Source organism: Shinella sp. GW821-FHT11G07, assembly GCF_058808115.1.
Genome location: NZ_JBXARJ010000007.1, coordinates 171,683 through 198,209, shown reverse-complemented (window position 1 = coordinate 198,209; position 26,527 = coordinate 171,683). Strand labels below are relative to the sequence as shown.

Below are 26,527 nucleotides of genomic sequence, written 5' to 3'. Positions count from 1 at the left end.
GTCCTCAACGTACCCGCGGGTCGAGCAGCACATAGAAAAGGTCGACAACGATATTGGCAATGACGATGAACACGCCGCCGAGCAGCACCACGCCGATAATGATCGGCCGGTCCTGGTTGGCGACCGCCTGCACGGCGAGCGCGCCGACACCTTGCAGACCATAGACCTGTTCGATGATGATGACGCCACCGAGCAGCATGGCGATATCCGCGCCAAGCTGGGTGACGAGCGGCGTCAGCGCGGCGCGCAGGCCGTGTTTCCACACCACACGGCGTTCGGAGAGCCCCTTGGCACGGGCGGTGCGGATATAGTCCTCGCCCATCACCTCCAGCATCTGACCCCGGGTCAGGCGCGCATAAACGGCGGCCATGGTCAGCGCCAGCGTGGTCCAGGGCAAGGCGAGGTGCCAGGCCCAGAGCATTGGATTGCTCGTCAGCGCCTTGTAGCCGCCGGCCGGGAACAGGGTGAAGCCCGCCTGTTTCGGCAGGAAATACAGCAGGTAGAGCGACATCATGCCGAGCACGAAGGTCGGAAAGCTGAGGCCGACGAGAATGAAGGCCTGCCCCAGCCGGTCGCGCAGGCTGCCCACGTGACGTGCCGACATGATGCCGACCGGCACCCCGATCGCCAGCCAGAGCACCGCGCCGCCCAGCACCAGCGACAGCGTCACCGGAATGCGCCGCAGGATGATCGGTGCGACGGGCTGCTGGTTGCGGTAGGAAAAACCGAGATCGCCGGTGAGCGCCTTGCCCATGAAGGTGCCGTACTGGGCAAGGATCGGTCCGTCGACGCCGAGATTCTTGCGGATTTGCGCGAGCTGGCTTTCGGTTGCCTTGTCGCCGGCGATCATGCGCGCGGGGTCGCCCGGCGCCACGAAAAACAGCAGGAAAACGAAAGCCGAAAGCACAAACAGAACGCCTGCGCCGAAGGCCACGCGGCGGGAGAGGAACCGGATCATCGTTTGGTGGCTCCCTTCGGCTGGCGCTTCAGGCGACGCGCGGTACGCGCGCTCTTCGGATCGAGCGCATCGCGCAGGCCGTCGCCGAGAATGTTGAAAGCAAGCGTCGTCATCAGGAGTGCCGTGCCCGGCACGAAGACCAGCCACCAGGCGACCAGATAGAGCGAGTTGGACGAGGCGTCCGCCAGCATTCCGCCCCAGCTCGGTGTCGGCGGCACGATGCCCATGCCCAGGAAGGAGAGCGTCGCCTCGAAGACGATGGAATTGGGAATCTGCATGGTGGTGTAGACAATGATCGGCACGGCGAGATTGGGCAGGATATCGACGATCATGATCGACAACGGGCCCGCGCCAAGCGAGCGACTGGCCTGCACGAAATCCTGCCGGCGCAGCGAGATCACCTGCCCGCGGATGACGCGGGCCATCGGCGCCCAGCTGAAGAAGACGATGACGGCGACGCTGAGCGAAAGGCTCGGTCCGAAAACCGAGACCAGGGCCAGCGCGCAGAGCAGGAAGGGCACGCTCATCACGAGATCGGTGAGCCGGCTAAGGACAAGATCGACCGTGCCTCCGAAATAGCCCGCGGTCGTACCGACAACGACAGCGATGAAGGAGGCGATCAGCGAGGCGCAGACCCCGACCAGCAACGACACGCGCGCGCCATAGGCGAGCCGGACCAGCACGTCACGGCCAAGCTGGTCCGTGCCCAGCCAGAACTCCGCCCCCGGGCCAACGGGAATACCGGTCGGCGACAGGCCGGTGTCGCGGAACTGCTCGATGGGCGAATGGCCGGTCATCGTGGCGACCAGCGGAGCTGCGACGGCAAGCAGGACGATCGCCACGATGACGGCGAAGGCCATCACACTCGCGGTGTCGCGCCGCAGCCGCCGCAACGTCAGTTCAAAGGAACCGCGCTGGACGACCTCGGTTTCGGGAAGCGGTTCTTTCGTCACGCCGTCACTCATGATGCCACCTGCTGCCGCGTTTCGACCAGGGACCGCTGCTCGCCCTCTGCAAAAGCAGGAATCGTCTTGGAAGCCGCAAGCAAGGTCTTCGTGTAGGGATGCTGCGGATCGGCAAACAGCCGCTCGGCGGTGGCGAGTTCGACGATCCGGCCGTCCTGCATCACCGCGATACGATCACAGACATGGCGCACCACCGAGAGGTCGTGGGAGATGAACAGATAGGTCAGGCCGAACTCGCGCTGGAGGCGACGAAGCAGGTTCAGCACCTGTGCCTGGATCGACACATCCAGCGCCGAGACGGGCTCGTCGCAGATGATCAGCCCCGGGTTCAACGCCAAGGCCCGGGCGATGCCGATCCTCTGGCGTTGACCGCCGGAAAACTCCGAGGGGAAACGGTTGTAGTGTTCGGGATTGAGACCGACGATCTCCATCAGGTCGCGCACCTTCGCCCGGCGCGCCTCGCCGGAAGCAATGACGTGCAGGCGGAACGGATCCCCGATGATCGCGCCGACGCGGCGGCGCGGATTGAGTGATCCGAACGGATCCTGGAAGACGAGCTGGACCTGCTGGCGCATTTCCCGCCATCGCCGGGCATCAAGTGCGCCCATGTCGCGGCCAAGCACCCGGACGCTGCCGGAGGTGGCAGGAACGAGGCCTGCAACGATGCGCGCCAGCGTCGATTTCCCGCAACCGCTCTCGCCGACAAGACCCACGGTCTCACCCCGCCCGATGGTCAGGTCGATGCCCTTCAGCACGTCGAGGGACCGTTTCGGACCAAAGAAGCTGCCGGCCTGATAGGTGAGGCGTACATTTTCGATTTCCGCGACCGGTTCGGAAACGGTCACCTGCACGGCGCCCGCGGTCGCTTCGGCCATTGGCCGGGCCTTTCCGGCACCCTCTTCGAGCCAACAGAGGGATTCGACCCCATCGCTGTAGAGGCGCAGTGGTGGCGGCTCGCTCGTACAGCGCGGCAACGCCTCGGCACAGCGCGGCGCAAAAACGCAGCCGGCAGGCGTCGCCAGCAGGCTTGGTGGCCGTCCGCCGATCGGGGCGAGGTCCGTGCCCGGCCGGTAGCTTGCAGGCGTCGAGCGCAAAAGCCCGGCGGTATAAGGATGGGCCGGCTGGCGGAACACATCGACAGCACGGCCGTATTCCAGCCGGTGGCCGGCGTACATCACCATCACATCGTCGGCGACGCTGGACAGCAGGCCGAGATCGTGGGTGATGAGGATAACGGTCGTGCCGAAATCCCGCCGCATGGTGTCGAGCAGTGCGACGATCTGTGCCTGCACGGTCACGTCAAGCGCGGTGGTCGGTTCGTCGGCAATGACGAGCGCCGGCTTGAGGATGAGCGCCATGGCGATCATCACGCGCTGGCGCATGCCACCGGAAAACTGGTGCGGATAGTCGTCGAAACGGTCTTTCGGCGAGGGGATGCCGACCTTGCCGAGCATATCGATCACCCGCGCCCGCGCCTCGGCAGCGCTCACCCGCTCATGGGCATGCAGCACCTCGGCGATCTGCGCGCCGATCGTATAGAACGGATGCAGACTGGAGAGCGGATCCTGGAAAATCATGCCGATGCGGCCGCCGCGCAGCCGGCGCATGTCCTCCTGCGGCAGGCCGATCAGGTTGCGCCCTTCAAACAGGACCTCGCCGCCAATCTCGGCATTGGCAAGCAGGCCCGTCACCGCCTGGGTGAGCACACTCTTGCCGGAGCCGGATTCGCCGGCGATGCCGAACAGCGACCCCGCCCGCACGGAGAAGGAGACATTGCGCACCGCATGCACCACCCCGTCCTCGGTCGGGATGTCCACGGTGAGACCTTTGGCTTCGAGAATGGTCACGGTAGACCCTGTTTCCCTGTGAAAGAGGAGGCATCCGGCATCGCGAGACCCGCGACGCCGGCAATCGGGCCTCGGCTCAGCGCTCGAGCCAGAGGTTCGTCCAGTCGCCCTCGACGCCCAGCGCATAGGGCAGGAAGTTCTTCACCGCCTCGCTGCGATAGCGCGGGTTCTTGTTGGCGATCAGCGGAACGACGGGCGAATCGGCCATCACCAGTTCGTCCACTTCGGCCCATAGCTTGGCTGTCTCCTCCGGCGTGGTCGCGTTGATCGCCTTCATGGCGATCTCGGTTGCCTTCGGGTTGTTGTAGTCGGTGTAGTTATAGGTCTGATGCGTGCCGTCGAACGTGAACTGCGGCTGGAAGACGGAGCGCGCCGCACCGCCGACCCAATCCGGCGTCCAACCGACCGGCGCGATGTCCCAGGTGCCTTCCTTGGTGTTGACCGGGTTGGTCATGAACTTGGAATAGTAGTCGGCAGCCGTAACCGGCGTCATTTCCAGCGTGATGCCGGCGCGTGCGACGCTGGCCTGGATCGTCGCGGCGGTCGTCACTTCGAGATCCTTGTTGCGATAGGGCATCTTCAGCGTGATGCCGTTCGGGAATCCGGCTTCAGCAAGCAGGGCCTTGGCCTTCTCCGGATCACCCTTCGCGTCGGGCGACGGGTAGAGATCGAACTTGTGATAACCGAGGACGCCGATGCCGAAGATGCCGTTCGCTGGCTCCGCGACGGTCGAGCCGCCCCATTGCTGGACGATGGCCGCCTTGTCCACCGCATATTGCAGAGCCTGGCGCACGCGTAGGTCCTTCAGCGCGCCGTTATTGTTGTTCGACACCGTGTTGATGAACAGAAAGTTCGTGTTGCCGGCGGACATCGCCGTCAGCTTCTCGTCACCCGTGGCGGCCAGCGTCGACAGGATTGCTGTCGGCACATTGATATCATAGGCGAGATCGGCGTCGCCCGATTGCAGCTGCTGCATGATCGCATCGGCCTGCAGACCCATTGTGATGTCGATCTCCTCGACATAGGCCTTGCGCAACGGGTCGCTCTCGGCCTTCCAGGCCGGATTGCGCACGAGCCTCAGGCTGGTGTCGGGCGTGTATTCGCCGATCGTATAGGGACCGTTGCCGACGAAATTGGCGCGGTAGTCCGGGCTATCGGGAACATAGTCCAACGTCTCGATCGCCACCGCCGCCGGCATCGGTAGCGAGAGCATGTAGACGAAATCGCCGGCCCGCTCCTTGAGCTTGAACACCACGGTCGCATCATCCGGCGTCTCGATGCCGGTGACGTCGTTGGCTTCCATATAGGCCTTCATCGCTTCCGCCGTCGGCTCGACCTTGGCGAAGCCGTCGCAGAATTCGGTGAGGCCGGAGATCAGCGCGGTGAAATAAGTGAGTGTCGAGGCCTGCATGTGCGGATTGCACAGCCGCTTGAAGCCACGCTCGACGTCGGCGGACGTGACCTGGCGTGCACCGGACGGCGCATTCCACATCGCGCCCTCGCGCAGCTTGAACGTATAGGTGAGGCCGTCATCGGTCGGCTGCGGCACTTCAGTCGCAAGGTCCCCCACCGGCTTGATCGCCGTCTCGGGGTCAGTCGATGCCTCATAGCTCACCAACTGGCGCGAGATGGCACGCATCAGGTTGTTCGTCGGCACCATGCCGGCCAGCGTCGGGTCCATATGGTCCGGTTCTCCGGTCGCAAGAATGCGCAGCACGCCGCCTGTCTGCGGCTCCTCCTGCGCCAGCGCGCCGCCGGCCGCAAGCATGGCAACGACGGCGACCGACGCCATCAAAGACATTCCGTTCCTGTGAATGCGCATTTGGCTCCTCCCTGAGCTTCGACCTTGGATGGCGAAGTCATTACTCAAAAATTGAACCATTGCAAAAGAAATTGAAGTTTTGTAGTGAAATTTTTATAGGGGGCGGAAACGAGCGAGCCGGCACGCTCTCATGCGGCAAAAACCGCGACAAGGCCCGGCTCCCCTGATCGACATCGCAAAGCGCTTGCGCCATATCTTGGGCAGATCCGTCCATGCTGCGAACCGGGGTTTTGAATGTCGCCAGAATCGAAAGTCCAGGAGGAAGGCGTGGCAGACAGCGTCACGGAAGAGGCCCTCGGCAAGAAGATCCGCAAACGTCGCCGCGCCATCGACATGACGCTGCAGCAGGTGGCCGACCGTGTCGGCCTGTCCATCGGCTTCCTGTCGCAGATCGAACGCGGCGTCTCGACACCCTCGCTTGCGTCTCTCTGCAACATTGCCGAAGCGCTCGATACAAGCATCGACACCTTCGTCAAGGCCCCGCGGCAGGCCGGAACCGTATCGCGGCAGGGCAAGCGGGAGGCCTTCAGCCTCGGCGACACCCGGCGCACCTATGAATTTCTGGGTGGTGCCTTTCCCGACGCCAAAATGCACCCGACCCTCGTGCGCCGCCCGCCCGGCCACGTGTCGGAGATCATGCACAACGAGGGCGAGGATTTCGTCTATGTCCTGGAAGGCAGCGTGTTGCTGGAGGTAGACGGCGAACGCCATATCCTCAACAAGGGCGACTCCATGCATTTCCAGTCGCACCTCCCCCACCGCTCCGCCACCCTCGGCACGGAGCCCGTGCTGGAACTTTGGGTGCGAACACAGCCGTTGCTGCTGTAGTTCTCCAGCGGCTGGACGACACGATTGTGGGAATTTGATCAGCCCGGCACGCCGCACCAGCCAGGCAGATGGCTGGCCGTTTTTGCGTGTGCCAGAACCAGCGCCTCACGAAGCGCCTTCTGATAATCGTCTTCGACAACCCGGACATCGACAAAATTCGCTCCAAATGAATTCACTGTGCGGCGTTGGGTCCTTCGCATAACCGCCGGTATTGCGGAGGCAGCCAGCAAACAAACGGTAGGGGGTCGCCGCGATGGCGGCCAACAGGGCGGTGTGAATCGATCTCATCTTTCACCTCAAATAGAGCGAGCACCCCGATATCGGGGCCACTCCATTTGGCGCGCTCAGTTTTAGACGGTTTTTCTTGAAGTTTACACCGGTGCAAACGAGGCGCTTCGGGCGTCCTGTTGTATTTTCGATACATTTATGCACGCCCAAATGAAAACAGAAATACAGTGATATTAGATACTCGCCCATCCCCGGCCGGGGTAATAAAAACTACCAATTGGCGGCTTCTGGCAGAAGGATACGCCTCTATGCGAAAGCGTTTCTTTGACAGAATTGCAAAGCTGGCGTGATGGGACTGTGAGTTTCTTTTCGCAGTGTCTTCCTTCTGCAACGAAGCAACACTACGACAAGTACCAGATCATGAATCTCAAAATCGCCACCACCGCTATCCTCATCTTCGCTACCACATCGGCGTCGGCCAACAGCGGGATGAATTCAACGGGAAACCTCCTGGGCGTCATCGTTCAGGACATGGCAAGCCGAGTGACACCGTCCGTTCAATCTACGATCCCACCGTCACGTTCCGCGTGCTGGAGAACGGAAAGGTAGAACGGACGAATGAGCGATTCGGCACGATTTCCATCACGAATCCGATGGCGGAATGAAACAGGAGAATCCCGCAGCAGGTAAGGCGACGGCCCTCATCACCAAAAAGTTGATCGGATTGCGCGATGGCGCTGCCGGCCTGCGCGCACGGTCGCCCACCGCAGAAAGATCAATGGGTTAGAAAGTTCTCGGCACCGGTTTCGCACTATCGATCGCGCGAGCCGGGTGTCGGGAGGGGCTATTGAGTTGCACGACGAGACAGGTTAGGGCTTCCAGAATGACTGCACTGTATCGAAGCATTGGCGCAAGGCTGCTGTGGGTGATCAGACTGGCGATCCTGGTGTCGCTGGCCTCTTATCCGCTATCCAGCGTCGCCGGCGCGATGCATGGTTCTGACGGTGTGTCCGTCATCGACACGGTGAAGGCACCTGCCGCCCTTCAGTCCCACGACCATGGCGGAGACGCTGCGGAGGACCACGAGGGCTCCGGCAAAACAGCCGACCTCCAGGATTGCTGTCAGGATTTCTGTACCAGCATGGCGCTGCCGCTTTCCAACGCGACGCTTGGCCATGCGCGCATAGCCGCTATCCGGTCGTTCTTCGACGATAGTAAGGCTATCGGACAGGTTTCATCCCTCTATCGCCCCCCGAATGCCTGAACAGGCTGTAACGCCTTCCCGGCGTTGATCTAGCGTCTGTGGCCGCAGCCACGGCGCCGTCACACCTCCTGTTTGGATTTCACTATGAACCACATTCAGTTTGTGGTCGCACTGCCCCTGTTGCTGGGCGGTTGCGCGGCCACATCGCTCGGCGACCTTGCCACGTATGAAAACGCGGCCGACCCGGCAGTCGGCACATCGCCCATCGGCTACACCACGCCTGTTGCGGGCTATTCCCACCGCCTTCCGGTGGATCCCAACCCCTGGCGGGTTCAGAACGATGCCCAGTCTCCACAGGGAGACGGGGCATGAGGATCGTTTCACCCAAATTCGTCGCGGTCCTTGTCGTACCGGCCATCCTCAGTGGGTGCGTTTCGGCCACCGAGTACTCTTCGCGGGACGCCGGCTTCACGACCGTCTCGGCCAAGACGAGCACGGCGACCGGCAAGGCATCCGTCTGGGTGCAGAACCGGGCCGAGGCGGAAGCCGTCGCCGCCCGCGTGAAAACGCTGATGGCAAGGAAGGCCATCGACGCGGAGACGGCCGTCCAGGTCGCGCTCCTCAACAACAAGGGTCTCCAGGCCGCCTATGCGGGCCTCGGGGATTCGGCTGCGGACACCTGGCAGTCGACCATGCTCGTCAATCCGCGGATCGGCATTGGCCTGACCGGGATCGGAACACCCGGGCTGGAAGCCTATCGCGCTGTCGAGGGTGTCATCGCCACGAACATCCTGGCGCTCGCCACGCATAAGCGGAATGTCGAGATCGCCGATGCGGGTTTCCGCAAGGCCCAGCTTGCCGCCGCGCTGGAAACCCTCCAGGTCGCGGCGGATACGCGTCGCGCCTGGATAACGACGGTTGCTGCCTGGGAGCGTGTCGCGCAGTTGAACCAGGCTTTGGTCGCGGCGGACGCCGCCTCCGAACTGGCGAAAAAACTCGGCGAAGCCGGCTCCATGACCAAAGGCACACAGGCCCGGGAGCACGTCTTCTACGCCGAGCTGACCGGACAAGCGGCACAGGCGCGGCTCGAAGCCCGTCTGGCGAAAGAGGAACTGACCCGCCTCATGGGGCTCTGGGGTGCCGACATCGACTATCAGGTGCCGAACCGCCTGCCGACGCTTCCGAAGGCTCTCACCAAGCGTGACACGATCGAGGCGGAAGCCCTGCAGCGTCGCGTCGACCTGCAGATGGCCAAGCTCGACCTGGAAGCGACCGCCAAGTCCTTCAAGCTCACGGAAGCGACACGCTACGTCACCGACCTCGAAATCCTCTCCGGCTTCGAAACCGAACGGGAACTGGAGGACGGCAAGAAGAGCCGCGAGACGACTGGCAATGTCGAACTCGAATTCGTCATTCCGATCTTCGATTCCGGCCAGGCGCGCATGCGCAAGGCAGAGCTCGGCTACATGCGGGCAGCGAACCTGCTTGCGGAAAAGGCCGTCAATGTGCGTTCGGAGGCCCGCTCGACCTATCAGGCCTACCGGTCGACCTACGATATCGCCCGTCACTACCGCAACAGCGTCGTGCCGTTGAGGACGAAGATCGAGGAGGAATCCCAGCTCACCTACAACGGCATGATCACCAGCACGTTCGAACTGCTCGCCGACAGCCGGGAGAAGGTCAATTCGATCCTTCTCGCGGTCAATGCGAAACGCGACTTCTGGCTCGCCGAAGCCAACCTGGCACCGGCCATTTATGGCGGCGCGGCGGCGGCGGGCGGTGGAGAAGTCGAGGTTGCGGCAGCTGCCGAATCCGGCGGCGGCGGTCATTGAAAAAGGATTTTGACATGTTCAACAGAAGACAACTCCTCGGCGCGGGTGCGGCAATGGTCTCGACGGCCGCTTGGGCGAAAACCTCGAATATGGGCCTGCCAGAAGCGGCGGTCATGCAAACGGCCGCAACCCAGATACCGGTCCGGCCGGCGAGCGGCCCCGACTATACGCCGGTGGTCACGCTCAACGGCTGGACCTTGCCGCACCGCATGAACAATGGCGTCAAGGAGTTCCACCTCGTCGCCGAACCGGTCGAGCGCGAAATGGCGGAAGGCATGACGGCTTACCTCTGGGGCTACAACGGCCAATCACCGGGCCCGACGATCGAGGCCGTGGAGGGCGACCGGGTCCGCATCTTCGTCACCAACAAGCTGCCGGAACACACGACCATCCACTGGCACGGCATGATCCTGCCCTCCGGCATGGACGGCGTTGGCGGCCTGTCGCAGCCGCACATCCCGACCGGCAAGACCTTTATCTACGAGTTCGATCTCATCAAATCCGGCACCTTCATGTACCACCCCCATTCGGATGAGATGGTCCAGATGGCGATGGGCATGATGGGGTTCTTCGTCGTTCATCCGAAGGACCCGAAGTTCATGCCCGTCGACCGGGACTTCGTGTTCCTTCTCAACGCCTTCGACATCGAGCCCGGCGCCTATGTGCCGCGCATCATGGAGATGACGGACTTCAACCTGTGGGCCTGGAACAGCCGCGTCTTTCCGGGCATCGATCCGCTTGTCGTCTCGAAGGACGACCGCGTGCGCGTGCGGGTGGGCAACCTCACCATGACGAACCACCCGGTCCACATGCACGGCTACGACTTCGAAGTGACCTGCACGGATGGCGGCTGGGTCCGTCCGGAGGCGCGCTGGCCCGAAGTCAGTATCGACATCCCGGTCGGCGCAATGCGCGCCTACGAGTTCGACGCGAAATATCTCGGCGACTGGGCGATCCATTGCCACAAGTCGCATCACACGATGAACGCCATGGGCCACGGCATCCCGACCTTCATCGGCGTCGACAAGAAACCTCTCGCCGAAAAGATCCGCAAGGTCCGGCCCGAATACATGCCCATGGGCACGGCCGGCATGGCGGATATGGGCGAGATGGAGATGGAAATCCCGGAGAACACCATTCCCATGATGAACGGCTGGGGTCCGCACGGTCCCATCGAGATGGGCGGCATGTTCTCCGTCGTGAAAGTCCGCGAAGGCATCTCCGCGGACGATTACTCGGATCCCGGCTGGTACGAGAACCCACCCGGTACACAGGCCTACGAGTGGACGGGCGCGCTGCCCGATACCACCAAGGCCACGGACGCGAAGACCAAGGTCAGTACCGGCCATTCCCGGCACGGCTGATCTATACCCTCCCCAAGCAAAGGACATGAGCATGAAGACTGTAATTGGCACGCTGTTCCTCGCAACGGCATTCTCCACCACCGCGCTTGCAGATGCCGGCCATGGCGCCATGGCCGTCGGCGAACCCGGCGACAAGGCAAAGGCGACGCAGACGATCCGCGTCACGATGAAGGAAACCGAGGATGGTCGGATGTTGTTCGTTCCTGCCTCCTTCAACGTCAAGAAGGGCCAGACCGTTCGCTTCGCCATCCGGAACGCCGGCGAACTCGATCATGAGTTCGTGCTCGATCAGCAAGACAAGATCATGGAGCACAAGGCGACAATGGAGAAGTTTCCGGAAATGGAGCACGACGACCCGAACGCCATTCGCCTGGCTTCCGGAACGTCCGGTGAGATCGTCTGGCAATTCACCAACGATGGCACATTCAAGATCGCCTGCCTCGTGCCCGGCCACTACGACGCCGGCATGCACGGCGACGTCACCGTCGCCAAGAAATAGCCCCCGTAGAAGGAAAAGACATGAACACGTTCATCCGCATGGCGCTTGCCGCCGCCCTCTCCTTCAGCGCTGTCACGGGCGCGGTCGCCGCCGACTTCACCAAAGGCACGGTCAAGAAGATCGATGCCAAGGCGAAGAAGGTCACGCTCATCCACGAGGAACTCAAGGACCTTGAAATGCCGGCCATGACCATGGTGTTCCGCGTCAACGACGACGCCCTGCTCGCAAAACTCACGCAAGGCGCAAAGATCGAATTCGTCGCCGAACGGATCGAGGGTAAGCTGACGGTAACGCAGGTGAAATAGCCCGATCAAAAGGCGCCAGCCAAATGTGCCCTTTACAGGGAGGCTCCGGTTTGACCGGGGCCTCTTCTGGTTTCAGGCCGTGAATGCATATGGCCGGGGTTGAAACCACCAAACGCGCCGCTGGGGGGAGAAGCCACCAGCAGCGCGTCCAGGGGAGGAGCGGAGGAAGAAACTTAGTTGAGGGGGATTGCGTTGCCGCCCTTGCTCGCCTGGTAGACGAGGGAGAGGTCGTCGTATTTGCGGCTGATGGCAGCGGCACGTTCCTGAAGCTGCGAGCGGTGCGGTTCCGGCGCCTGATTGATCAACGCATGGATCGCTTGCCCCTTCCAGAAGGCGTTCGTCCGGTTGTAGCCGCCGGGCTCCAGCGTGAAGACCTCCTTCAGGATCTTCAGGTCATGCGGAATGGCGAAGGCGTCGCGGGAATCCTCGTGACTGAAGAAGTAGAAGAAGTTGTCGAAGCCCGCCCAGGTGATCGCCGAAAGGCACATCGAGCACGGCTCATGGGTCGACAGGAAGATGAGCTCTCGCGAGTCCGGCCGCTCGGATCCCGTCATTTCGTAGAACCGCTTCAAGGTATGCACCTCGCCGTGCCAGAGGGGGTTCTCCGTCTCGTTGTTGGTTTCGACGAGCACCGTCGAAAGATCCGATTTCCGCAGCAGAGCAGCGCCGAAGATTTTGTTGCCGGCGGCCACGCCCGCCTCCGTGGCCGGGATGATGCCGGACTCCAGCGCCGAGAGCAGGGCATCCAGCAGCTTTAGGGTTTCGTTTTGTTCGGTCATTCTCGTTTTCCTTGAAGATTGGCAGGCTGAAACAACTGGCCGGATATCCCATCCCGGCCAGATCGGGGTTAGCGGGCGCTCAGTGCGCTTCCGCAGCGATCAGCGGCACCTCGGCGCCCTTGGCGTCGTAGAGTTTGCCGTTGAGGAAGTAGTCGCCGTCGTGAAGCCGCGCGACGTCCTGGTAGCGAATGCTGCGCTCGGTCCCCGCAACGAACACCGACTGCTGGTCGGAGTTGCCGGCCTTGACGTGGTTGAACAGCAGGTTGAGGGCGATCGCCATCAAGGCGGCGGAACTGATGCCGGAGTGGAAGATCGTCGCGACCCAGGCCGGGAAGTGCTCGTAGAAGGTGGGTGAGGCGATCGGGATCATGCCAAAACCAATCGAGGTCGCCACGATCACCAGGTTCATGTTGTTGTTGTAGTCGACCTTGGAGAGGGTGCGGATGCCGCTTGCCGCCACCGTGCCGAAAAGCACGATCCCGGCGCCGCCGAGGACGGAGCTTGGAACCGCCGCGACCACGCGGCCCATCACCGGCAGAAGGCCGAGAGCAACGAGGAAGAGGCCGCCCGTGGCCACGACATAGCGGCTCTTCACGCCCGTCACCGCGACCAGCCCGACATTCTGGGCGAACGCGCTCTGCGTAAAGGACCCGAAGACGGGGGCGAGGATGCTCGACAGCATGTCGGCGCGCAGGCCATCCCCGAGGCGCCGAGAATCCACCTTGGTCTCGACGATCTCGCCGACGGCCAGAATGTCCGCCGAAGTCTCGACCAACGTCACCATGATCACGATGAACATCGAGATGATGGCAGCGATTTTAAAAGTGGGATAGCCGAAGTGGAAGATCGTCGGAAGGGCGAAGAACGGGCCGTTCGCCACCTGCGAGAAATCGGTCATGCCGACGGCATAGGCGATGCCTGTGCCGATCACCAGCGCAAGCAGGATCGATAGACGCGAGATCGAGGCATTTCCGAGCTTGCTGAGCAGAAGCACGATGGCGAGCGTTACCGCGGCAAGCTGGATATTGGCCGTGCTACCGAAACCCGGCGCGTTGCTGTTGCCACCCATCGCCCAGAACGCGGCGACCGGCATCAACGTCAGGCCGATTGTGGTGATGACGATGCCTGTGACGAGCGGGGGAAAGAAGCGGGTGATCCTGGAAAAGACCGGAGTGATCATAAGGCCGATCACCGACGCCGCGATGACCGCTCCAAGAATGGCCTGGATGCCGCCATTGCCGGAGATTGCGATCATCGTCGCAACACCGGAGAATGAAACGCCCTGCACGAGGGGCAGGCGGCTGCCGAAGAACGGCACGCCGATCGTCTGAAGGATGGTGGCGAGGCCGCCGGCGAAAAGCGAGGCCGTGACCAGTAGCCCGATCTCACTGGTGTCGAGACCTGCCGCCTGTCCGAGAATGAGCGGTACGGCCACGATGCCGCCATACATCGTCAGGACATGTTGAAGCCCATAGGCGAGATTGGCTCCGATGCTGAGTTTTTCGTCCTCCGGGCGCGTGTTGGATGCACTTTCGTCTTCTGCATGTGCCAAGGTAAACTCCTCCATACCTTTGCAAGCGTTTCGCTTTGGATTGCGCCCCTGTCGATCAGGCGTATCGGCATAGCCATCGGGGCAAAGGCCATACCCGAGCCGGGCTCATGCCTGGAGCGGATAGCGTTGCCTGTCGCGGTCATGGCGGCCGGGACGCACGCGAAAAACCTGCCGCCGTGCCGAAGAGGCGGGACTGCCGAATGGATCTTGAGGTCGGGTACCGGTCAATCGGGCAATCACCGCAGGGCGCTTTGCAAGAAGCGTCGACCCAGCGCCCGAGCGTCGCGCGCCGCCATAGACAGCGCAATGACTGCGGTCGAGCGAATGCCATGCGGATGGGATGTCCCAAGCGCAGAAAAAGCAAAATTCGTCACGGAAGAGAGTATCGGTCTCCATGCCCCACCAGCTCCATAGTTGAACCGGCATTTTTGCCAGTTTCGCCAGGACCCTGTTCCAGGAGGTGCGAACTCCGGATCGTCATCAACATAAGTTGAGCGGGGCATTTCTTGTGAGGTCTGGACCTGCACTGTCACGAACACTGCATTCTTTTTGCAGAACCTGTCAAGCGCATGCCGCGGTGATTATACCGCTCGATCGCCAGGACCTCTCCCCACGCTCCTCGTTCTTGCGTCTCGCCCGTCCATCAATACTCAGCCAAATCAAGGCGCCACCGGTTTTTGCGCGCCGTGCCATCGGTGATATCTTTTCAGAAAAGGCACAACACTTTCGAGGAAACCGTCAAAAGTCTCCATCGACAAGGCGCCTATTGGAAAGCCTGACGTCCGGTTTCCACTGCTTCCGTTCGCCGTCGTACCGCCTTCCATCCCAACCAGGGGTGGGAACAAGAGTAACGCGTATTCGTACACTAAGGGCAAACGAAACATGAACGCTGTCGGAGCTCGAATGTTTAACGGCGGATGCTTGTGGATTTGCACGCTGGGCACCGGTTTTGATTTCTTCGCCCGTCTACTCGATATCACTCCCAGCAGATTGGTGGTGGATGGGATGGGCGATGGCAAAAAACGGACGCTTCTCAAAATTCAGGATCGGCGGAAAGTTTTCGACACACCAGCCGACGAGGACAGCTGATACGGCGCTATTCGTTGTCACCGGCGGATCCTTTGGAGATTGAACTACGGAGGCGTGAGCATAAACGGTTCGGATTTGCCGTTCGGCTATGTCTGATGTGAATCCCTGGCTGAATTCTGGGAGCAGAAGAGACTTCGCCTCGCGCCATATAAACCCATCGCGATCACGCGGCGCGCTTAGTGGCGTATCTGGTGTCGTTTTGCAGTCAAACTTGAGACTCTGCCTGCAAGAACTGCAACGCGATAGTACGGTGCGTTGTTCGCGATTGAGCAGTTAATCTGGGTTCTATTGCAAAGTTCTTATGTCTAAGCTTTTGCATAAAGCCCGACGCTTAGCTGATGGAGACGGATACGGGGAAATGGTCGATTTTCATGAGGTGCAGTTTCTCAGAAATGCCATCTTGCTTGCCGTTTTCTTTTATATGCGCCAACCGGTTTGCTATCGCGACCTTCAGCGCCACCAATCGTTGAGACGCCCGAACATGATCTCGACGCGCTTGCGGCGTGTGTATCGGCGCTTGCCCTATTTGACAGGCAGGGACCGGGACTTGCGCGCCGGAATGCAGGGTTTGATGCTCTTCTGTCGCAGAGCAGCCTTGCACCAGTGGGCCCGAGGTGCACCCCGCCACCCCAAGCCATTGCGATTGACGAAAATGATGCCGCTCAGAACCCCACGGTCATCGACCCGAGACCTGCCATGCCTCTTGAGAAAATAAGGCGCAAGCCACGCCACTTGCTCTTCTGTCGGCCAGTAGAGATCGCTCATCATCAGGCTCCTTGCGGAGCCTGAATCACATCCGACGCATCCAATCAATGGTTCCTGACCATAGCGTGTCTTTCATACTCAAGCGATGTGTGCCCATAGATTCATTGCCTCTGCACGCAGATCGTGATGATGGCTGGAGGTGATGTCGCGCCTGGGGACGTGGAACAGGTGGCAGTCGGATCGTCGATGGAGACGAAGCGTCGTAGATGCCGTTCGACTTGAAACATTTCATGATCTGCTCTCGTCGCCGGATCGGCTGTTGAGTATTCTCCGCCCGACTGTTCCAGTCTTTGTGGGAGCGATATTCGGCATCCGGCACGATCTCCCGCTTTGCAGTACTACACAGGATCGAAGCTTGTCGGGATCATCACCCGTGGTGCGCGAGCCTGGCCCTTCAACAGCTTTCGCATCAAGCGTTTTGCCGCCTTTGCATTACGGCGGCTTCGCACGAGCCCCTCAGAACGAAACCGTTCTGATCGACGGCGCGCCACAGCCGGTGCTTCTTGCGCCGGATCGATACGACAGCTTCACCAAGGTGCCACTTGTCGTCGAGCCTACCGGATGAGTATCAGCAAATCTCGTCGAACTCGCCGGTCAGTCGCAGCGCCAGGTGGCGGCGGTCGGTAGGACCGGCATTCAGCGCACATAACCCGCGGCGGCCAGCGCTTTTGCCGAACTGTGAGCGGCTATCGGTCGTCGGGCAAGCTTGCCGACTACCATGGCCGCTCGGCCGCGATGGCGCCGGATGACAAGCAAGGCCCGATGCTGATGGCTCGGAAGCCCATCCCGAAAACGAAAAAGCCTGCCGCGGGAGGAGGTGCGGCAGGCTTTTCGAAAAGAACCGAACAGCGACTGGGAGGAGGAGTGTCGCCGTTCCTGCAGACGTTCCTGGGAGGAGGAGGGGACCGTCTGCAATTCGAAGCCCTGCGGGAGGAGGTGCATGGCTTCGATGAAAAGAAGCATACGCCAATCGGCGCGATTGAACATCATTTATGCTGCAGTGCAGCTATGCACGAGGCACATGACACAGCCGCTGGGTTAAAACGGCGCGCCGGAGGCGCCGGAACGGCAAGGCGGGCACGCAAAAACGCCCGCTTCATGAGCGGGCGCAAGGCGGCAGAAATTCGGGAAACTGCACGCGATCAGCGCGCGAACGATGCCCGGGCGATGGTGTGGATATCGCCGCGTTCGATGCCGAGGTCCTGCAGTTCACGGGTAGACATCCGGCCGAGTTCGGCAACGGTCTGACGGTACATGCGCCAATTGTTGAAAGAGCGAGCGACGTTCATGATGATCCCTTTCCAAGGTTCCTTTGACGTCAGCAACCACACTTGGCTCCGGCGTCGTTTCGAAGGTTTGAATTTACGCCTTTCAATCGTTTTAATGCAGCGCTGATCCGTCAGGCCACCTATGCGTCAGCGGCATGGATTGCACCCTTGATGTGCATCTGGGCGACGTAGTCGGTCAGAGAGGCTTTTGCCAGGTCTTCAGGGCCTCGGCGCCACTGTCGCTGAGGCCGTAAAGCCCCTTGTCGACCTTCTCGAACCAGCCGTAGTAGTTCTTGAGCAGGATCTGCCCGGCGGTGGCGGCCACGGTTTTCAGATCGCGCGGCCGCAGCGGTCCGTCGGCAAGGGCGGCGGCGCAGGCCAGCGCCTGCTGGCGATAAGCGGTCATGATCGGGACCTTTGTCGAGCCGCCCAGCGCCGGATCGCCGATGCGCTTGCGGTGTTCCCTGACCAGCCGCGTGCGGCGTTTCGGATTGGTACGCGGCATGGGCGAGACGGAACTGACGAGAATGCTCACCTCGCCCTTGTCGGACACGCCGAGCATTCCCAATCCCAGCCGCCGGCAGAGATCGCGGTAGCGCTTGTCGCCCTCGCGCCCGCGCCCCTTGGCGGAGATGCGCGCGGCAATCCACACTTCGTCCGAAACGGCGGCGCGGTCCACCGCCTGCAGGATCAGCTCCAGATTGAAGGCGAGCTTCAATTCGCAGATGACCACCACGGTCGGATCACCCTCGCTCAACCCCACCAGATCGCAGCCGCCAATCTCACCCTTGACGGTATAGCCGGCGCTTTCGAGAAAGGTTTTGACGGGCAGGTAGAGTGAGGTTTCCATGTCGGCCGGGAATCAGTTGCAGACCCGTTCCGATAGCACAATTTCGCCCCGTCTTGCCGCCCACTCACCTTCTTCTATGGCCGGATCTCGATGGTCTCTTGCAGGCGCACCAGTTCGAAATCGCTGATCAGAACATCGATGCGCATCTGCCATTGACCGGCCAAGGGAAGCACGACGTCCGCGGCGTTCCAAGTGCCATCCGGCCGCAATTCAGCTTTCCGGCGCATCGGCTCGACGCCGGCCTGACGGTTCGAGAAGACGAAGACGACCTCTTTCGGGGTGAGCGGCGTGAAATCGGGGGAAAGGATGAGGGCCGAAACCGCGAGCGGCCCGGCGCGTCCCGGGGTGGCGATGACCTCCGCCATCGCCTTGTCCGAATGGATATGGATCGATACGGGCTGGGCGGCGGCCATCGCAAGCGCGCGGGGCGGCGGCGTGAACCGCCACGCCGCGGCGACGGCAAAGATTGCCAGAACGATCAGCATTTCGACAACGATTACCCGGCCAAGACGCCGGGCCGCTTGCCGGCCTCCCGCCATGGCGGGTCCGGTGTAGCCCCAGCGATTGACGGCGGCCAGTGAGAACAGAATGGCCAGCAAGGCCAGCTTTGCCAGCAGCACCTTGCCGTAAGCGGTGGACAAGAGCGCCGCAGGCTCACGAACCTGAACCGCGGCCAACAGCAGGCCGGCGACAACGAGGACGGTAACGCAAAGCGGGATCAGCCGGGAGAAGCGGCGGAGTGCCTGGCGACCGGCGTCGGCGTCCCGCCGCAGGGCGCAGGCCAGCGGCAGGAGCGTGCCGATCCAGATCGCAATCGTCACCGCATGCAGAAAGACGGCTGGTCGCATCAACCATTGCGGTGCTGCCGCGCTGGCATGGCCGCTCAGGGCCAATGCGCCGCTGCCCGCAAGCAAGGCCATGAGAGACAGCCCACGGCGCGGCGCGGCGCCCCTGGCACGCATCGCGACGAGCGCCAGACAGAACGCTGCCGAGAGAAGTAGGACCGTCGCGCCAAAACTCGTCTCCATGCCGGCCGTCCACACCGCCCGGTCGAAGAGACCGGCGAGCGGCACGCCTAGAGCATCAAGCCCTTGCAAGCCGAGGGAAAGCACAGTCGCCGCCAGCCCGAGCAACGTTGCCGCCACGACAAGCCGCGGGCCACCGTCCGTTCCGGGGATCAGCCAGTGAAGGGCAAAAATCCCACCGATGCCGAAGAAAAGGCCGGCATAAAGGACGACCTTCGCCAGCCAAAGCGCGGTTTTCACCGGCCCGTCCGCCGCCTCTTCGGTCGCTTGCGGCGCGTTGCCCGGCGCGCCGATCGAAAACAGTGTGGAGCCCGCCACTGGATGCCCATCCTCGGAAACGACGCGCCAGGTGAGCACGTGGGTTCCGGTCGCGAGATCCTCGGGGACCGTGATTTCCAGCGTGCGGTCGCGAAGGGTAAACGTGTCAAGCACCCGTGCCTGCCCATCGGGCAGGACGAGCTTCAACACGAGTGGTGAAACCGGTTCGCTGAAGGACAGCGACAGGGTTTTCGGCGGCGTATCGATCACCGCGCCGTCGGCCGGAACCGCCCCCGTCAGCGAGGCATGCGCGAATGCCGCCGCCGTCAGGCAGCACCAGAGGATGCCGGCAAGAAATGCCACAAGGCCGGTTCGACCGGGGCTGCTGTTGCGCACGAACACTCTCCGAAGGCTAGGTTCGGCCGGCGCCCTACGGCGCCGGCCTTTTGGGGGCTCAATGACCGCTGACGGCCTCAAGCAGCTTCACACCGGGCGCGGGAAGCTCAAGATCGTCCGCTGACTGGCCGTCTGCCGGTCGTTCGATCCAGCGTTCGGCCAGGCCATCCGGGCATTCCTGCACGACCGGGAAATAGAGCGTCTCGCCTGCCTTCAGGTCCTTCGTCAGATAGGCCCGCAGCACGAATTCGTCATATTCGTCGTCGCCAAGGCTCCCACCGCTCCAGACGATCTCCTTCACTCCTTCGCCTGTTGGCGTGCCGTAGTAGTCATAGGATTTTGCATAGGCGCCCTTGACCTTTTCCAGCGTCCAACCGGCCTTCGGCTGCGGCTTGACCGCGATCACGCCCTCGGGGATCTGCACCCGCACGACAGTCGTCCGCTTGCCTTCGCAGCCATGCGGCACCTGGAAGATTGCCCGGTATGTCGAGCCGACGGGGGCTTCCTTCAGTTGCAGCGAAACGTGGGCAAGGGCGTTGCCCGCGCCAAGCGTCAGGACGGCAAGAGCGGTAAGCGTTGTTTTCAGCATTGTCAGTCTCCAATGGAACCGGCCAGCAGCCGGCAGGAATATTTGGATCGGTTGAAGTTGGGGCTGCACGCATCGCCGTCGGCGACAAGACGGATGATAGCCGGCAGCCGCATGGAGCCGCATTCGAGGCAAGTCATCGTTTCGGAGCGGAACGCGGCAGTGATCAGGCGGTCGCGGGCGGGCCGCGCGGATGACCGGGAAGGTCGTCATGGACCGGCCGGACAGGCACGGCATGGCCGGCGACCAAACGCTGCGAGGGCTGGGCAAGCGGATTGAACAGGACGGCGGCGGCTTGATTGTCCGGCGCCATGCCGACGGCGACGCCGCAGGCAAGCGTGCAGCAATCGGGAGCGAGCGAGCGCTCCTTGCCCGGCGCAGAGGCCGGGTCCTGCGCGTCCATATGGGTAATGCAGAGCGGATTGCCGAACGCATCGAGCGTCGGATTGGCAACCGTCCCCGCCAAAGCGGCCGAGCCGAGAAGGGCTTGCAACGATAGCAGGACGGCGATGGCGAATGCCACCACTGCGGTCCTGCGCTGTTGCAAATGCTTTTTCATCGAGCCCTCGTCCCGCAAGACATACCAATCGCCCATCGGCGTGGATAGTCTCCCCGGGTCGCCGAATTGTCGCATTGTTTGCGATGCCGCAATCAGAATCGCTAAGACGCGACGAGGGACGCCCCGCCTGTCGCCTGTGCGGCCTGAAGGTTGCTGTAGCGGCCGCCCTTGCGGGCGATGAGGTCGGCGTGGCTGCCGCTTTCGACGATACGTCCATCATCGACGACGAGGATGCGGTCGGCACCGGTGATGGTGGCGAGCCTGTGGGCGATGACCAGCGTGGTGCGGCCGGCGGAAAGCTCGGCGAGCGACTGCTGGATGGCCCGTTCGGTTTCGGTATCGAGCGCCGAGGTCGCCTCATCGAGAATCAGGATCGGCGGGTTCTTCAGGAAGATGCGGGCGATCGCCAGACGCTGCTTCTGCCCACCGGAGAGTTTGACGCCGCGCTCGCCGATAAGCGTGTCCAGTCCACCCGGCAGGCTGGCGATCACGTCTTCGAGCCGTGCCCGCCGGGCCGCCTCGGCGATCTCCGCTTCCGTCGCGCCGAGCCGGCCATAGGCGATGTTTTCGCGGATCGAGCCGGCAAAGAGGAAGACGTCCTGCTGCACGATGCCGATATTGGAGCGCAGGGATTTCAGCGTCATGGCCCGAATGTCGATGCCGTCGATGAGGATCGCGCCGGAGACGACCTCGTAGAAGCGCGGCAAAAGCGAGCAGATCGTCGTCTTGCCGGCGCCGGAGGGGCCGACGAAGGCGATGGTTTCGCCGGCGCGGATCGAAAGGTCTATATCCTGAAGGATGGGCCGGTCGGCACGATAGCCGAACACCACGTCACGATACGTTATATCGCCGCGCAGCCTCTCGACCGCTACCGCGCCCGTCTCGTCGGCAATGTCGGGTTCCGTGTCGAGGAATTGGGCATAGCGCTGGAAGCCCGCAATGCCGCGCGGATAGGTCTCGATGATCGAGTTGATCTTGTCGATCGGCCGGAAGAAGACGCCCACCAGCAGCAAGAAGCCGACGAAGCCGCCGGCCGTCAGCTCGCCGCGTGTCACGTACCATGCGCCGGCCAGCATCACCACGACCTGCACGAAGCGCATCGACAGGTAGGACAACGAGGCGGACGCCGCCATGACCTTGTAGGCCTTGAGCTTGGTCGCCAGGTAGTTGCGGTTGTTCTCGGCAAAGAGATTGCGCTCGTGGTCCTCGTTGGCAAAGGCCTGCACGACGCGGATACCGCCGACATTCTCCTCGATGCGCACGTTGAAATCGGCAACGCGGCCGTAAATGGCGTGCCATGTCGTCGTCATGCGCTTGCCGTAGCGGATCGTCACGATGGCCGTCACCGGCAGGATGATGGCGGTGATCAGCGCCAGCGGCACATGCACCCAGAGCATCAAGAAGAAAGCGCCGACCAGCGTCATGATGGCGATGAACAGGTCCTCCGGCCCATGGTGGGCGACCTCGCCGATCTCTTCGAGGTCCTTCGTCAGCCTGGCGACAAGATTACCGGTCTTCTGGTTGTCGAAATAGCCGAAGGAGAGCTTTTGCAGGTGGTCGAAGGCCTTGCGGCGCATTTCGGCCTCGATGCGGATACCCAGCATGTGGCCCCAATAGGTGACGATGACCTGGAGGCCGGCATTCGTGAGGTAGATCAGGAACAGGCCGAGCGCGGCAAGCGCGATGAGATCGAGCTGCCCGGTCGGCAGCAGCCGGTCGATGAAGAGCGTGACGACGACGGGAAAGACAAGCTCCAAAAGCCCGGCGGCCACCGCGCAGGAGAAGTCGAGCGCAAAGAGACCGCGATGCGGACGATAGTAGGCGGCAAAGCGCTTGATCAGATCGGGCAGGATGAATTTAGGCATGGGGCATGCTTTCGGTGTCGTTCTTTTGACTATGACGACCGACTACCCTGTTTCTCTCACCCCCGGGCAAGATTTTTCTCCTGCGGCACAGTTTTGTGATTGCCGGATATGGCGGCGCGATGCCACCCGATCTGCTGCCTGCAAGTCTCCCCCCCCGGCGGGCGGGTGCTACAGGCCGGCTCCACCGGCAGGGAGCCGATCAGGCCGCGATAACAATGCCAGCTTGCTCCGGCCATTGCAGCTCGCAGCGCCCACCCTCGGCAACGGTCCGATCGTGATCCTGCCCGCTGCAGATCACCCTGCGCTCGATCCCCAATCCGTCCTCGAAGCGCAGATAGGTAACGACGCCCAGAAATTCCGTGCTGACGAGTTTTGCCGGTATCGCGTTGAAGCCTGCTGGGGCGGCGGGCTGCCCTTCCGGGGTGAGACGGATGGCCTCCGGCCGCACGCCGACCAGCACACGCTTGCCCTGCCCGATCGTTTGCGCACACGGCGCCCGGACCGAGATGTTCTTTCCGGCGGCGACAGCCAGCAGACCATCCGTCTGTCTTCCGGCGGTGCCTTCGAAATAGTTCATGCCGCCGATGAAGTCGGCGACGAAGCGGCTGTTCGGCTTGTGATAGAGGTCAGCGCCTGTGGCGGCCTGCGCAGCAAGGAGGCCGGACATTGCACCGCGACCCGATCGACGGGGTCAAGGTGCTGACTGCTTTCACCTACTACATGGCGGCGATGCCTGCCTTCATCAAGATGGCTTTGGCAGAGAAGCTGCAGCATGGGGAATTCATCCACACCATAGACAGCATACCACGCTCATCCCGCCCACTCGTCGATTCCATCCAGACACTGCTCGATCAAGGCGAAGCTGCCAACCTTGTCTGCCTTGGTATCGACGCCATGCAATTTTACGTCTCGATCGTCGCTTTGAACTTCGTCCATCTCCCCAGCCGCTACGCCTTGTCGGTCATATGCGGCATCGACCTCTCCTCACAGCGGATCGTTGTCGAACGGAAAACGGCGAGCCAGCGCCCCCGCCATGTGTTTGACCCCTGCTTCGCTGAGGGATGCACGACGAGACCCATCAGAACGTCGCGAAGCGGGTAAACGGGCCGAGAGCTCTCGCCACCCACATTCGCCGTATCCGCGCCATGGCTCAGCGGAGAGCTCTGGACAGCCAAACTTGGCTGATCTCACCAGACCATATCACCTTGTGATGAAGGGCATTTCAAATGCATTGTCGAAATGCATCAGGAATTCCGTTCCTGACCGGTCGACGCAGGACGGCGCTTAGACTTGTCCCCGTCGCGCCGGACACAATGCCATGCCGCCCTTGCGAGCTGCCTTCATGATCCGAGTAAAGTTACGTGACTCTTAAGCGGTGATGCCCAGCAACGTCCCAAGGCCTGCTCCTCGCGGCATTTCTATACTCACCAAGAAGGAGCAACAGCCAGAGCTCAACTAAGGATTGCGTACGAAAATCTTTTAGTCTCACCAGGTGGTGAACAGGTATCGCATATAAGAAAAATAAATTATTCGAAAATAAACCTGAAACCCCACACGTTCTTTACTGGTAGGCGCCTTTTGAGAAAGAGGCGATCAGGAAACTGAAAGAAACACCGGGGGCGAAATCGTCATCGCGTCGGGTGAGAAACTCTCTTTGATGTTTTCTCTCAGAACCGGGCGACCAAGGCATTCGGTTCCTCTGTGTGACATGGGGTTGCGACACCTGTGTCTCCGACTATGTAAGCCTCAAATGTCGCATTTGTATGCGGGCCATTCGCCCTGTCCGATGGCCTGATGCGCACCTTGGAATGCGTTCGCATTAACCTGCAGTTTTGCCGAAATCACGCTGAATTCCGATCGACCATGTCAATTCAGGAGTGTTCCAAATGACCGTTACTACCACCTTCAACAATACAACCACGACCTTCCAATTCGGGGTCAATACCTTCACGCCAGGCACACAGATTTTGCCGGATGTGCTGGGCCTCAACAATGGCGGTTTCGTTGCCGCCTACAACACCACAAACGGAAACTTCATCCTTTTGAATTTCTATGACGCCAATTCCAATCAGGTCGGCGGCTTCCGCATACCCTATGACGATGTCAACACCGAGCCCCCAGGGAAGCCCTCGCTAACCAAGCTCGCGAATGGCAATGTGCTGGTCGTCTGGGACGACAACAATCCCGCCGAAACCGCCATGCTTGGCCGCATCTTCGACCAGGACGGCAACGCGGTTGGCGGAGAACTGACACTGAGTGGCTCATCGATCTCTTTCGAAGATCCGGTCACCAGCGCGCTCACCGGTGGCGGCTTTGCCATCAGCTTCACCTTTGGCGGCAACATCTTCATCGGCCGCTACAACGCGGTTGGCGGCCAGCTGGGCGGCTTCACCCAGGTCAACACCGTGGCAACGGCCGGCACCCAGAATGATGCTTCCATCGTCGGGCTGGCCGATGGCGGCTTCGTTGTGACTTATACCGACACCAATCCTGCCAACCAGCCACTCAGGGCGGTGATCTACAATGCCGATGGCACGGTACGCACGGCCGACTTCCTGATCGACAGCTTCGGCGACAACACACAGTCGGCATTGACCGCGTTGCCGAACGGCAATTGGGCCGTGGCCTACACGGATTCCGGCTGGGCCGAAGGCGGCGCGCTGGGCAACGGCATCACGCTGGAGATTTTCAACGCCAATGGCGTCTCCCAGACCGGCTTCATCAAGGTCAATACCACGAGCACCGTCGATGAAGTCGAGCCCGACGTTTCGGTCCTCTCGAACGGCTTTATCGTCGTCAGTTGGACGAAACCTTTCAACGCCACCACCGACGACATATTTGCCCGCATCTTCGATCAGAACGGCAATGCGCTGCCGGCTAATCTCGCGAGCGAATTTGCGATTGCGGCTGAAGGCGCGGACCGCGACGTTTTTTCCGCCCTCGGCATGCTGAAAAACGGCAAATTCATCACTGTTTGGCAAGATGGCGGTGACACTGACGGCAGTGGTGGCCGGATAACCGGCGAGGTCAACCAGGTTACCCGCACCAGCGTCAGCGACGGTGCAAGCGACACGATCCAGATCGATTCCCTGCGAGACATCGCGTCCGGCAATGCCGGCAATGATACGTTCCGGGGTGGTGGCCTCGATGCTTTCACCAACGATACGATCGACGGCGGCGCCGATGCCGACCGCATCCTCGCGACCGGTGACATCAGCCTCGTCGACACGACAGTCGTCTCTATAGAGGAAATCGAATTCGAGGCCGCAGCGCCCGAAAAACTTGTCATCGTCCGCGCCGATCAGATCGGCGTTGGCCTTGCGGCCAATCTCGTTCTCGATTTTGCAGCGGTTGGCACGCCTGACCGTTTCCGCGTCGAAATGCTCAACGCGACCTCCGTTGACCTGTCGCAATTCCAGGTACAGGATTTCTTTCCGGGTGCCGGCGAAGCGGATCGACTGATCATTCTCGGTGACAATGACAATGAAACGATGCGTGGCACATCGGTGCGAGACGAGTTGTTTGGCACCGGCGGCAACGACCTGCTGGACGGTGGCGCCGGCGGCGATCATCTTTCTGGCGGAAGCGGCTCCGACCGTGTCACATATGCGAACGCGGTAGTTGGCGTGATTGCCAACCTGTCCAGTCCTGCGGGCAATACGGGTGAGGCCGCCGGCGACACT

The 26,527-nt window shown here is 61.7% G+C and carries 24 protein-coding genes and 3 pseudogenes; 10 read left to right on the top strand and 17 right to left on the bottom strand.

Annotation, left to right across the window (positions count from 1 at the left end):
* Nucleotides 1–4: 4 nt before the first annotated feature.
* The 4 genes from AC1RT2_RS15650 to AC1RT2_RS15635 all read right to left on the bottom strand — a co-directional run bounded on the left by AC1RT2_RS15650 (nucleotide 5) and on the right by AC1RT2_RS15635 (nucleotide 5,562).
* Entirely contained in the window at nucleotides 5–958 is a 954-nt protein-coding gene (locus AC1RT2_RS15650; RefSeq protein ID WP_493103265.1) for an ABC transporter permease, read from the bottom strand.
* Nucleotides 955–1,923: an ABC transporter permease gene (locus tag AC1RT2_RS15645; protein WP_493103263.1), complete on the bottom strand. Its 969-nt coding sequence runs from the start codon at nucleotides 1,921–1,923 to the stop codon at nucleotides 955–957. The genes AC1RT2_RS15650 and AC1RT2_RS15645 overlap by 4 nt, the downstream gene beginning before the upstream one ends.
* Nucleotides 1,920–3,770: a dipeptide ABC transporter ATP-binding protein gene (locus AC1RT2_RS15640; protein WP_493103261.1), complete on the bottom strand. Its 1,851-nt coding sequence runs from the start codon at nucleotides 3,768–3,770 to the stop codon at nucleotides 1,920–1,922. Before AC1RT2_RS15640 ends, AC1RT2_RS15645 begins: the two co-directional genes overlap by 4 nt.
* 76 nt (nucleotides 3,771–3,846) lie before the next feature.
* The gene (locus AC1RT2_RS15635) at nucleotides 3,847–5,562 is read right to left on the bottom strand and encodes an ABC transporter substrate-binding protein (protein ID WP_493103259.1); all 1,716 of its coding nucleotides are present in this window, start codon (nucleotides 5,560–5,562) and stop codon (nucleotides 3,847–3,849) included.
* Nucleotides 5,563–5,859: 297 nt separating this feature from the next.
* Between AC1RT2_RS15635 and AC1RT2_RS15630 the strand changes: the two genes are divergently transcribed.
* On the top strand, nucleotides 5,860–6,420 hold the full coding sequence (locus AC1RT2_RS15630; protein ID WP_493103257.1) for a helix-turn-helix domain-containing protein: 561 nt from the start codon (nucleotides 5,860–5,862) through the stop codon (nucleotides 6,418–6,420).
* A 105-nt stretch (nucleotides 6,421–6,525) separates the two neighbouring features.
* Here AC1RT2_RS15630 and AC1RT2_RS15625 read toward each other — a convergent pair whose 3' ends face one another.
* Nucleotides 6,526–6,708 carry a ParB-like protein gene (locus AC1RT2_RS15625; RefSeq protein ID WP_493103255.1) on the bottom strand — a complete coding sequence of 61 codons (183 nt, stop codon included), beginning with the start codon at nucleotides 6,706–6,708 and terminating at the stop codon, nucleotides 6,526–6,528.
* An 823-nt stretch (nucleotides 6,709–7,531) separates the two neighbouring features.
* Here AC1RT2_RS15625 and AC1RT2_RS15620 point away from each other — a divergent pair.
* The 6 genes from AC1RT2_RS15620 (at nucleotide 7,532) to AC1RT2_RS15595 (ending at nucleotide 11,852) form a co-directional block, all read left to right on the top strand.
* The gene (locus AC1RT2_RS15620) at nucleotides 7,532–7,912 is read left to right on the top strand and encodes a hypothetical protein (RefSeq protein WP_493103253.1); all 381 of its coding nucleotides are present in this window, start codon (nucleotides 7,532–7,534) and stop codon (nucleotides 7,910–7,912) included.
* Between the two features lie 84 nt (nucleotides 7,913–7,996).
* Nucleotides 7,997–8,224, top strand: coding sequence for a hypothetical protein (locus AC1RT2_RS15615; RefSeq protein WP_493103251.1), 228 nt, complete (start codon nucleotides 7,997–7,999; stop codon nucleotides 8,222–8,224).
* Entirely contained in the window at nucleotides 8,221–9,684 is a 1,464-nt protein-coding gene (locus AC1RT2_RS15610; RefSeq protein ID WP_493103249.1) for a TolC family protein, read from the top strand. The genes AC1RT2_RS15615 and AC1RT2_RS15610 overlap by 4 nt, the downstream gene beginning before the upstream one ends.
* A 14-nt stretch (nucleotides 9,685–9,698) precedes the next feature.
* Nucleotides 9,699–11,048: a multicopper oxidase family protein gene (locus AC1RT2_RS15605; protein WP_493103247.1), complete on the top strand. Its 1,350-nt coding sequence runs from the start codon at nucleotides 9,699–9,701 to the stop codon at nucleotides 11,046–11,048.
* Between the two features lie 31 nt (nucleotides 11,049–11,079).
* Nucleotides 11,080–11,547, top strand: coding sequence for a cupredoxin domain-containing protein (locus tag AC1RT2_RS15600; RefSeq protein ID WP_493103246.1), 468 nt, complete (start codon nucleotides 11,080–11,082; stop codon nucleotides 11,545–11,547).
* Between the two features lie 20 nt (nucleotides 11,548–11,567).
* Complete coding sequence (locus AC1RT2_RS15595) at nucleotides 11,568–11,852, top strand: copper-binding protein (protein ID WP_493103245.1); 285 nt, start codon at nucleotides 11,568–11,570, stop codon at nucleotides 11,850–11,852.
* A 173-nt stretch (nucleotides 11,853–12,025) separates the two neighbouring features.
* Here the strand turns inward: AC1RT2_RS15595 and AC1RT2_RS15590 are convergent, their stop codons facing one another.
* Nucleotides 12,026–12,631 carry a nucleoside deaminase gene (locus AC1RT2_RS15590; protein WP_493103244.1) on the bottom strand — a complete coding sequence of 202 codons (606 nt, stop codon included), beginning with the start codon at nucleotides 12,629–12,631 and terminating at the stop codon, nucleotides 12,026–12,028.
* Between the two features lie 79 nt (nucleotides 12,632–12,710).
* Complete coding sequence (locus AC1RT2_RS15585) at nucleotides 12,711–14,198, bottom strand: nucleobase:cation symporter-2 family protein (RefSeq protein ID WP_493103242.1); 1,488 nt, start codon at nucleotides 14,196–14,198, stop codon at nucleotides 12,711–12,713.
* A gap of 990 nt (nucleotides 14,199–15,188) precedes the next feature.
* On the opposite strand from AC1RT2_RS15585, the pseudogene AC1RT2_RS15580 reads away from it, so the two are divergent.
* Nucleotides 15,189–15,370, top strand: a pseudogene (locus AC1RT2_RS15580) (DUF4158 domain-containing protein); the annotation flags it as partial.
* 355 nt (nucleotides 15,371–15,725) lie between these two features.
* Here the strand turns inward: AC1RT2_RS15580 and AC1RT2_RS15575 are convergent.
* The 10 genes and pseudogenes from AC1RT2_RS15575 to AC1RT2_RS15530 all read right to left on the bottom strand — a co-directional run.
* Nucleotides 15,726–16,037: pseudogene (locus AC1RT2_RS15575) on the bottom strand (hypothetical protein); the annotation flags it as partial.
* Between the two features lie 78 nt (nucleotides 16,038–16,115).
* Nucleotides 16,116–16,602 (bottom strand): annotated as a pseudogene (locus AC1RT2_RS15570) (DDE-type integrase/transposase/recombinase); the annotation flags it as partial.
* A 71-nt stretch (nucleotides 16,603–16,673) separates the two neighbouring features.
* Nucleotides 16,674–17,027, bottom strand: coding sequence for a hypothetical protein (locus tag AC1RT2_RS15565; RefSeq protein WP_493103240.1), 354 nt, complete (start codon nucleotides 17,025–17,027; stop codon nucleotides 16,674–16,676).
* Nucleotides 17,028–17,179: 152 nt separating this feature from the next.
* Complete coding sequence (locus AC1RT2_RS15560) at nucleotides 17,180–17,326, bottom strand: DUF1127 domain-containing protein (protein WP_069061901.1); 147 nt, start codon at nucleotides 17,324–17,326, stop codon at nucleotides 17,180–17,182.
* Between the two features lie 175 nt (nucleotides 17,327–17,501).
* Nucleotides 17,502–18,155, bottom strand: a complete 654-nt coding sequence (locus AC1RT2_RS15555; protein WP_493103235.1) for a DUF2161 domain-containing phosphodiesterase — start codon at nucleotides 18,153–18,155, stop codon at nucleotides 17,502–17,504.
* A 74-nt stretch (nucleotides 18,156–18,229) separates the two neighbouring features.
* Nucleotides 18,230–19,834 carry a copper resistance CopC/CopD family protein gene (locus AC1RT2_RS15550; protein ID WP_493103233.1) on the bottom strand — a complete coding sequence of 535 codons (1,605 nt, stop codon included), beginning with the start codon at nucleotides 19,832–19,834 and terminating at the stop codon, nucleotides 18,230–18,232.
* Nucleotides 19,835–19,892: 58 nt separating this feature from the next.
* Nucleotides 19,893–20,423, bottom strand: a complete 531-nt coding sequence (locus AC1RT2_RS15545) for a YcnI family copper-binding membrane protein (RefSeq protein ID WP_493103231.1) — start codon at nucleotides 20,421–20,423, stop codon at nucleotides 19,893–19,895.
* 163 nt (nucleotides 20,424–20,586) lie between these two features.
* Nucleotides 20,587–20,979: a hypothetical protein gene (locus tag AC1RT2_RS15540; protein WP_493103229.1), complete on the bottom strand. Its 393-nt coding sequence runs from the start codon at nucleotides 20,977–20,979 to the stop codon at nucleotides 20,587–20,589.
* A 101-nt stretch (nucleotides 20,980–21,080) separates the two neighbouring features.
* Nucleotides 21,081–22,844, bottom strand: coding sequence for an ABC transporter ATP-binding protein (locus AC1RT2_RS15535; RefSeq protein WP_493103227.1), 1,764 nt, complete (start codon nucleotides 22,842–22,844; stop codon nucleotides 21,081–21,083).
* A gap of 199 nt (nucleotides 22,845–23,043) precedes the next feature.
* On the bottom strand, nucleotides 23,044–23,511 hold the full coding sequence (locus AC1RT2_RS15530; protein WP_493103225.1) for a TOBE domain-containing protein: 468 nt from the start codon (nucleotides 23,509–23,511) through the stop codon (nucleotides 23,044–23,046).
* On the opposite strand from AC1RT2_RS15530, the gene AC1RT2_RS15525 reads away from it, so the two are divergent.
* Nucleotides 23,511–23,945 (top strand): hypothetical protein, encoded by a 435-nt coding sequence (locus tag AC1RT2_RS15525; protein WP_493103223.1) that lies wholly within the window; start codon nucleotides 23,511–23,513, stop codon nucleotides 23,943–23,945. The two genes, AC1RT2_RS15530 and AC1RT2_RS15525, sit on opposite strands and share 1 nt — an antisense overlap.
* 785 nt (nucleotides 23,946–24,730) lie before the next feature.
* Nucleotides 24,731–26,527, top strand: a 1,797-nt coding sequence (locus tag AC1RT2_RS15520; protein ID WP_493103220.1) for a calcium-binding protein, incomplete at its 3' end; no start/stop codon positions are given.